Consider the following 7,860-nt stretch of genomic DNA (forward strand, 5'->3'; position numbering starts at 1 on the left):
GGTCTACAGACCGAGCGACTTGGCGATGATGGTCTTCATGACCTCGCTGGTGCCGCCGTAGATCCGGAAGACCCGGTTGTCGGTGTAGAGCCGGGCGATCGGGTACTCCAGGATGTAGCCGTAACCGCCGTGCAGCTGAAGGCACTTGTCGATCACCTGGGAGGCTGACTCGGTGCAGAACAGCTTGGCCGCCGCCGCGTCCGCGACGGTCAGTTCGCCCTGCTGGTAGAGCTCCAGCGCCTGGTCGACCATGGCCTGCTGGGCCAGCACCTGGGCCTGGCAGTCGGCCAGCGTGAACTTGGTGTTCTGGAACTCGGCCACCGCCTGGCCGAAGACCTTGCGCTCCTTCACGTACTGCACCGCGAAGCGCACCGCCGCGGCGGCCGAGGCGTACGCGCCGACGGCGATCGCCAGCCGCTCCTGCACCAGGTTGTGGGTCAGGTAGGCGAAGGCGTTGCCCTCCTCGCCGAGCAGGTCGGCGACCGGCACCTTGACGTCGGTGAAGGAGAGTTCGGCGGTGTCCGAGGTGCGCAGGCCGATCTTCTTCAGCTTGCGGCCGACGGCGTAGCCCTCGGAGGTGGTGTCCACGCAGAGGATGGAGAGCCCGGCCCGGCGGTCGGCCGGGTCGTACGGGGTGGTCCGGCAGACCACCAGCACCAGGTCGGCCAGTACGCCGCCGGTGATGAAGGTCTTGGCGCCGTTCAGCACGTAGTGGGTGCCGTCCGCCGAGAGCTTCGCGGTGGTGCTGATGCCCGCGAGGTCGGAGCCCGCGCCTGGCTCGGTCATCGCGATCGCGGTCATGATGTCGCCCGAGACGAAGCCGGGCAGCCAGCGCTGCTTCTGCTCCTCGTTCGCGTACTCCAGCAGGTACGGCAGCACCAGCCCGGTGTGCACCCCGGAGGAGCCGAAGGTGACGCCCGCGCGGGCGCACTCCTCGACCACCACGGCCTGGTACTTGAAGCCGCTCTCGCCCGCACCGCCGAACTCCTCGGGCACCTCGATGCCGTAGACGCCGAGCTCGCCGAGCTTGCGGTAGAAGTCCCGGGGCGGGTGGCCCTCGTCCTCCCAGCTCTCGTAGACCGGCGCGACCTCCTTGGCGATGAAGCCCCGGATGGTCTCCCGGAACGCCTCGTGGTCCTCGTTGAACACGGTGCGGCGCACGCGGCGCTCCCTTCGTGGTGCCCCCTGATCGCTGGTCAAGTTAATCGGCGGTAGCTTCCGCTGTCCAGCATCCCGGGGAGGGCTCTTCGGGTGCCTGCCTGCCGTCCCGGCTTCTCCCGGCCGGACAAGTGAATCCTTGCTACCCTGACCGACGACCGCGGGTGATCGCTTGCAGGGGGCGAGAGGGTGACGACGGAGCACGGCGTGGCCCGCCGTCCGCCGGGGCGCAAGGCGCAGATCCTGGTGACCGCCGGCGAGCAGTTCCACCGCTCCGGGTACCACCAGGTGTCGATGGCCGAGGTGGCGTCCGGGGTCGGCATCACCGCCCCCGCGCTCTACCGGCACTTCCGGAACAAGCCTGAGCTGCTCCGCCAGGTGGTCGGCGCCGAACTCGCCGGGCTCCGTGCGGCGGTGACGGCCGGCCGGTCCGGTCCGGCCGAGCTGTGCGCCCGGCTGGCCGCCGCCGCGATCGACCACCGGGCCCTGGGGACGCTCTGGCAGCGCGACGCCCGGCTGCTTCCCGCCGCCCAACGGGCGGTGCTGCGCAGGGAGTTGCGGTGCGAGGTGCGGCGGATGGCCGAGGTTCTGGGCCGAGCCAGGCCGGAACTCGACCTGGCCGACGCCGAGTTGCTCTGCTGGTCACTGCTCTCGGCGTACGGCGGCCTGTCGTACCACACCTTCGCCCCGCCCCGGCGGCGGTTCGAGCGGCTGCTGACCGAGGTGGGCGTGGCGCTGCTGGCCACCCCGTTCGACCCGGCGGGCCCGGGGCCGGAGCCCGTCGGAGGTGCCGAGCCACCGGTCGCCGACAGTCGGCGGGAGGAACTGCTGGCCGCCGCCGCCCGGTTGTTCCACCAGTGTGGCTTCGACAACGTCAGTACCGACCAGCTCGGCGCGGCGGTCGGCATCGCCGGGCCCAGCGTCTACAGGCACTTCGACACCAAGGCCGAGCTGCTGGCCGCCACCCTGGTGCGCGGCCGGGAGCGGCTCTGGCACGAGATCTCCGGTGCGCTGGCCGGGGCGGACACCCCGGCCAGCGCACTGCACTGTGGGCTGCGGGCCTACCTGGACTTCGCCCGGCGGCACGTCGACTACCTGGGTGTGACGGTCAGTGAGACCGAGCGGCTGGCCGAGCCGGACCGGAAGGCGGCGATCGACGCCCGGCGGGACTTCCTGCGGACCTGGGTCGGACTGCTCCGGCAGGTGCGGCCGGAGTACGACAAGGCCGAGGCCAGGATCCGGGTGCACGCGATGTTCTCACTCGTCAACGACGGGGTGCGGAATCGGCCCGGCTGTCAGCGACGCGATCTGACGGAGCGTCTGGAGGCTTTTGCTTGGGCGGCGTTGGGGGTGGGCTGAGCAAATGCCCGGGCGGGGCGGGTCCGTGATGGACCCGCCCCGCCCGGTGCCGATCGGCCTGCTGCGGCGGCCGGTCTAGTAGAGCACGAAGGGGTAGTAGACGTTGTGGGCGAAGGCGCCGTTGCCCTGGATCACGCCGATACCGCCGGAATTCCCGGCCACCCCCGAGTTGTTGTTCTGGTTGGACGCACCGGAGCCGGTGGCGGCCTGCTGGGTCGCGTTGCCGTTGCCGTTGACACTGCCGACGACGTTGCTGGAGCCGATGTTGCTCACGATGCTGCTGTTGGAGCCGTGGGCGGCACCCGCGCCGTTGTCGGCGTGGGCGGCGCCGGCTCCGAGGAGCAGAAAGACGCCGAGGGCGGTGACGGTGGCGGCTGCGCGAATTCGGGACACGGTGGTCTCCCTGTAACTGGTGCGAATGTGGCCCGCCCGGGGTGGCCTCCCCGTAACGTGCCGTTGCCTGACGTCGCATGACCAGCATTCACCAGAGGGTCGGCCGAGTTCAATGCTCCGGCAGTCGGTTCGCCCGAACGTGTCACGACCGCCCGCCGACGCGGTCTCCGGCATTCTCGAAGTGGCCCGGAACGGGCAATTCCCCCCCGTCCGACCTGGGACGGAGCCGGGAATGTCCGGACCGGGCACCGGTAAAGCACAAAAAGCTAGTAGGTGGATTGTCTTACTGGCAGACTTGGGCCTCATGTCAGAAGGTCTTCAGTCCGGGCGGCCGCCGGAACAGAATCTGCGTACGACCGAGGTCGACCTCGGGGGTCTGGTCGGGGTGTTGGCCACCCACCTCTACTCCACTCCCTTGGTGGCGCTGCGCGAACTGGTCCAGAACGCCCACGATTCACATACCCGACGCATTCTGGAGAACCCGGGCAGCACCGCCGGGGTGATCAGGGTGCGAGCCGACCGGGCCCGCCGGACGATCTCGATCGAGGACGCCGGAGCCGGGCTGACCGAGCCGGAGATCCACGCCTACCTGGCCACCGTGGGCACCGGGTACACCCGGCTGCTGCGGGACCTGACGGGTGACCAGACCCTGATCGGCGCCTTCGGCCTGGGCTTCCTGTCCGCCTTCTCGGTGGCCGAGGAGGTCACCGTCACCACCACCTCGCACCGCGAGCCCACCCTCGGCCACCGCTACCGGAGCCGGGGCGGCGAGCAGTACAGCGTCGAACCGGTGCCGCCCCGCCCTGCCCCGGGCACCGTGGTCGAGCTGCTGCTGAAGGCCGAGCACGCCCGGCTGGCCGACCAGGCCGTGCTCCGCGAGGTGCTCGGCCGGTACTGCGTGCTGCTCCCGATCCCGGTCCACGTCGGCGAGGACGAGCAGCCGGTGAACGGCGTCCCGGTGCCCTGGCGGGGCGAACCGGCGGCGGATCCGCAGCAGGCCAGGATGCGCTTCGCGACCGCCTTCGGCCGGCACTTCTCGCCGCTCGCCACCCTGCCGGTGGCCCCGGTGGAGGGCGCCACCGACGCGGTCGGCCTGCTCTGGGTGCAGGACGGCGGCAGCTACGGGTCCACCGACAACCGCGACCTCGCGGTCTACCTGCGGGGCATGCTGCTGGCCGAGGACGCCCGCGACCTGCTGCCGCCCTGGGCCGGCTTCATCGGCGGAGTGATCGAGTCCGACCGGCTCACCCCGACCGCCAGCCGCGAGGACCTGCAGCGCGACGAGCACTACCGGGCACTGCAACGGGTGCTCGCCGACGCGGTGGTGGACGGGCTGTACGAGATCGCCCGGCTGGACCCGGTCGCCTGGCGCCGGATCCTGGCCCGGCACGGGCAGGAACTGCTGGGCGCCGCACTGGTGGACGACCGGCTGTTCACCCTGCTCGCCGACGACGTACCGGTGCCCACCTCGCAGGGCGAGCTGACGGCCGGTGCGCTGCGGGCGGCCGGGTCCGGTGCGGTGCACGTCGCGCTCGGCTCGGGCGGCGGCTTCGAGGAGATGCTCTACCGCGCCATGCAGGTGCCGATCGCCCGGGGCGACCGGTACGCGGTGCTGCCGTTCCTGCGCCGGTACGCCGCGCTGCGGGACTGCCGGTTGGTCGAGCTGGGCAGCGAGAGCGGCAACCGGGAGCTGTTCCGCGATCCCGAACGGCCTTTGCCCCAGCAGGAGTTCGCCTGGCTCTCGGGGGCGCTCACCGATCGTGGCGAGCAGCTGGTGCCGGCCCGGTTCGACCCGCCGGGGCTGCCGCTGGTGCTCGTCCCGGACCGGGAGGCCGAGCTCAAGGAGCGGATCGAGAACGACCAGGCGGGAGCCCGGATCCCGTCCGCAGCACTGCAGTTGGCCCGTGCGTTCACCGCGCGGACCGACGGTACGGTCAAGGCCAGGCTCTACCTCAACCTGACCGCGCCCGCCGTCCAGCAGCTGCTGGCGGCGTACCGGGCGGGGCACACCGGCAGCGCCACGGCGGCCGGGCTGCTCCGCTCGCTCAAGGTGATCATGGCGGCGGCCGCCGGGTCCGCCGCCGGGGATCTGGCCGCCGCGCTGGGGGGCGTGGGCACCGCGGTGGCGGCGCTCACGGCGGCCGTTCCCGAAGGCACGTCCGCACCGGACGGGCCGCCGGACGACCAGCACGGACCGCACGACCGATGACCGCAGCGAACGGGTCGGGCCTGCCCGGCCAGGGGGACACCGTATGAGCACCGACATCTGGGCCTGGGTGCACGACAGCCACGGCCGCCTGCTGGAGTCCGGCCAGCACCGGCTGGCCACCGCACTGGCGGAGATCGCCGGACACGCGGTCGAGGGGCGGAACGAACAGCTGGACGCGGTCTTCCCGGAGGCACTGGCCTCGGCCCGTGCGCTCGACCTGCCCTGGGTCGAGGTCTTCCTGCGGCACTGGCGGCTGCAGAACCTGCTGAACAAGCGTCACCAAGGCGAGGTGGCGCTCGCCGAGGCGGTCTCGCTGCTGGAGTTCGCGCACCGGCCGGAGACCGAGTCCTGCCCGCAGTCGGTCTGCGCGGTCCAGGACTTCACCATCTGCCACGCCAACATCGACGGTCCCGGCTACGTCACCGAGCGGCTGGCGGTGCTGGAGGAGACCCTGGCGCGGGTCGAGCCGGCCCGGGCCTGCTTCGACTGCCTCTCCCGGGAGTACGCCGACACCCTGGAGGACGACGACCGGGCCGAGGCCGCGCTGGTCCACCTGGACCAGGCCCAGGCCCGGATCCTGGCGGCGGGCGAGCAGGTCTCGCTGGCCTTCGGGCACAGCCGGGCCTCCGCGCTCCACCGGCTCGGCCGGTACCAGGACGCGCTGGACGCGTACGACGCCGCCGAGGGCGGATTCCTGGCCGGCCGAAGGCAGTTGGACCAGGACGACCGGCGGAAGCTGGCGGTCGGCCGGGCGCTGATGCTGGCCTCGCTGGGTCGGGCCGAGGCAGCCCTGGAGCAGCTGCCGACGCCCGAGGAGGCGGAGAACTTCGCCGACATCCGGTACCGCTGGGCCTGCGCGGTGGCCGCGCTGGTCGAGGCCGACGCCCACTCCAACGACGCCGAGCTGGGTGCCCGGCTGGCGCACTGGGTCGGCTACCTGGAGGCGGCCGGTTCCCACCGACCCTGTCTGGACCTGCTGTTGGTGGCCGGACGACTGGCCGTCCGGCGCGGCGCCCGGGAGGTGGCCAGGACGCTGGCCGCGACCGGGGAGCGCATGCTCGGGCTGCTCCGCCGCACCGACGGGGTGGCCGACCGGGTGGCCGGGCTGCGAGCCGCCGCCGACGCCCTGCCGGTGGTCGAACTCCCGGTGCCGATCGAGGAGTTCAGGGACTGGCTGACCGGGCACCCGCGCTCCGGCGAGCAGGCCGCCGACCTGCTGGCGGCCGCGTACGCGGTCACCCCGGCGACCGATCTGCTGGTCGGTCTGGCCGGGGCCCTCGGGGCCCTCGGACACGCCAGGGCGGCCGCCGACCTGCTCTGGGCACAGCTCGAAGTCGACCCGGATGACGAACAGTTGGCCCGGGTGCTGGCCGCCGCACTGATCGACGACGGCGACGGCGACGGCATCCGCCGGCTGGCCGACCGGCTGACGGCGGACAGCCCGGCCGACGCGTACTGGGTCAGGGCCCGCTGGGCCGCCGCCGAGGGCCGGTGGGCCGAGGTCGGTGAGCACTGCGCCGCGATGATCGCCGAGGACCCGAGCCGGATCAACCCGCGACGGCTCGGTGCGACGGCCGCCGTCCGGCTCGGTGACCACGGCACCGCCCAACGGCTGTACCAGGAACTGCTGGAGCACGCGCTGCCGGCCGACGGCACGCCCGCCGACCTCCAGTACCGCACGGTGCAGAGCACCGATCTCTGGCAGCTGGTGACGGTCGCCAGCGCCAACCGGGACTGGGCGGTGGTCCGTTCCACCGGCGCCCTGCTCGGCATCGACTTCGAGCAGGACAGCGGCCCGGTGGACGAGGAGTGGCAGATCGTCACCGTCCGGGCCCGGCGCAGCAACGGCACCGCGGCGGACGTCCCGGCGATCCGTACCGGCCCGGCCACCGCCCGGATCATGGCGGTGCTCGGCGACGACCTGACGCTCAACCACGGTGACCTGGTGGTCTTCGGCCCGACCCTGCTGAACGAGGAACCCGAGGACCAGGGGCTGGACTGGCGGCCCGCCTTCGAGCTGTTCACGCTGCTCGACCCGGCCGGGTTCACCACCTGGTGGCTGGACGGGGTCTGGCCGGGGACGGCGCAGTGGGTGGCGTTCCGCGAGGCGCTCACCGACGCGGGGTTCGCGGTCTGGGCCCACAGCGGCGACGGCTACCGGCTGATGGACCCGGAGACCGGCGACGCGCTGCCGGGCGTCTACGCCGCACTCGGGGTACCGCCGCTCGCCTCGGCGGCGGAGGCCGACGCGATCCTGAACACCCTCACCAAGGACTGGCAGCACCCGCTCAGCTGGCCCGAACTCGCAGCCGCCGCCGGCGTCGACGTGGAACCCCACCAGGACATCGTCGAGCGCTACGGTCTCTAGCTCTCGCAAAACGCCCAGGGGCTGCGCCTTTTGCAGACGCTCCGGGTCTACGGTCCAGGGGCTCGGGGAACTGCGACGGTTCGTGGCTGGCGGGTATCACTGCGAAAGTGCCTGACCACCTAAGCAGGGATCACCTTGCAAGGGCTGGCGTCGCAGAGCCCCGAGCCCCGGACCGTAGAGCTGAAGCACCTGCCAAAAGGGTCGGCGTCGCCCGCGCGGCGGAGCCGCACAACAGCAGAGCCCCGAGCCCCGGACCGTAGAGCTGAAGCACCTGCCAAAAGGGTCGGCGTCGCCCGCGCGGCGGAGCCGCACAACAGCAGAGCCCCGAGCCCCGGACCGTAGAGCTGAAGCACCTGCCAAAAGGGTCGGCGTC

5 protein-coding genes are annotated in these 7,860 nt (G+C 72.3%); 3 read left to right on the top strand and 2 right to left on the bottom strand.

Features of this window, described 5'->3' with window-relative positions; all coding sequences use genetic code 11:
• Positions 1 to 3: 3 nt before the first annotated feature.
• Positions 4 to 1,161: an acyl-CoA dehydrogenase family protein gene (locus tag ACIRPK_RS15145; protein WP_403038118.1), complete on the bottom strand. Its 1,158-nt coding sequence runs from the start codon at positions 1,159 to 1,161 to the stop codon at positions 4 to 6.
• 186 nt (positions 1,162 to 1,347) lie between these two features.
• On the opposite strand from ACIRPK_RS15145, the gene ACIRPK_RS15150 reads away from it, so the two are divergent.
• Positions 1,348 to 2,517, top strand: coding sequence for a TetR/AcrR family transcriptional regulator (locus ACIRPK_RS15150; protein WP_403038121.1), 1,170 nt, complete (start codon positions 1,348 to 1,350; stop codon positions 2,515 to 2,517).
• A 75-nt stretch (positions 2,518 to 2,592) separates the two neighbouring features.
• Here ACIRPK_RS15150 and ACIRPK_RS15155 read toward each other — a convergent pair whose 3' ends face one another.
• Positions 2,593 to 2,910 carry a hypothetical protein gene (locus ACIRPK_RS15155; protein WP_403038123.1) on the bottom strand — a complete coding sequence of 106 codons (318 nt, stop codon included), beginning with the start codon at positions 2,908 to 2,910 and terminating at the stop codon, positions 2,593 to 2,595.
• 304 nt (positions 2,911 to 3,214) lie between these two features.
• Here ACIRPK_RS15155 and ACIRPK_RS15160 point away from each other — a divergent pair, with 304 nt between their 5' ends.
• Together ACIRPK_RS15160 and ACIRPK_RS15165 are read left to right on the top strand one after the other, a co-directional pair.
• Positions 3,215 to 5,119, top strand: a complete 1,905-nt coding sequence (locus tag ACIRPK_RS15160) for an ATP-binding protein (RefSeq protein WP_403038125.1) — start codon at positions 3,215 to 3,217, stop codon at positions 5,117 to 5,119.
• 43 nt (positions 5,120 to 5,162) lie between these two features.
• Entirely contained in the window at positions 5,163 to 7,487 is a 2,325-nt protein-coding gene (locus tag ACIRPK_RS15165; RefSeq protein WP_403038128.1) for a tetratricopeptide repeat protein, read from the top strand.
• Positions 7,488 to 7,860: the final 373 nt, after the last annotated feature.

Source organism: Kitasatospora sp. NPDC101801, from assembly GCF_044766665.1.
Lineage (GTDB): Bacteria > Actinomycetota > Actinomycetes > Streptomycetales > Streptomycetaceae > Kitasatospora.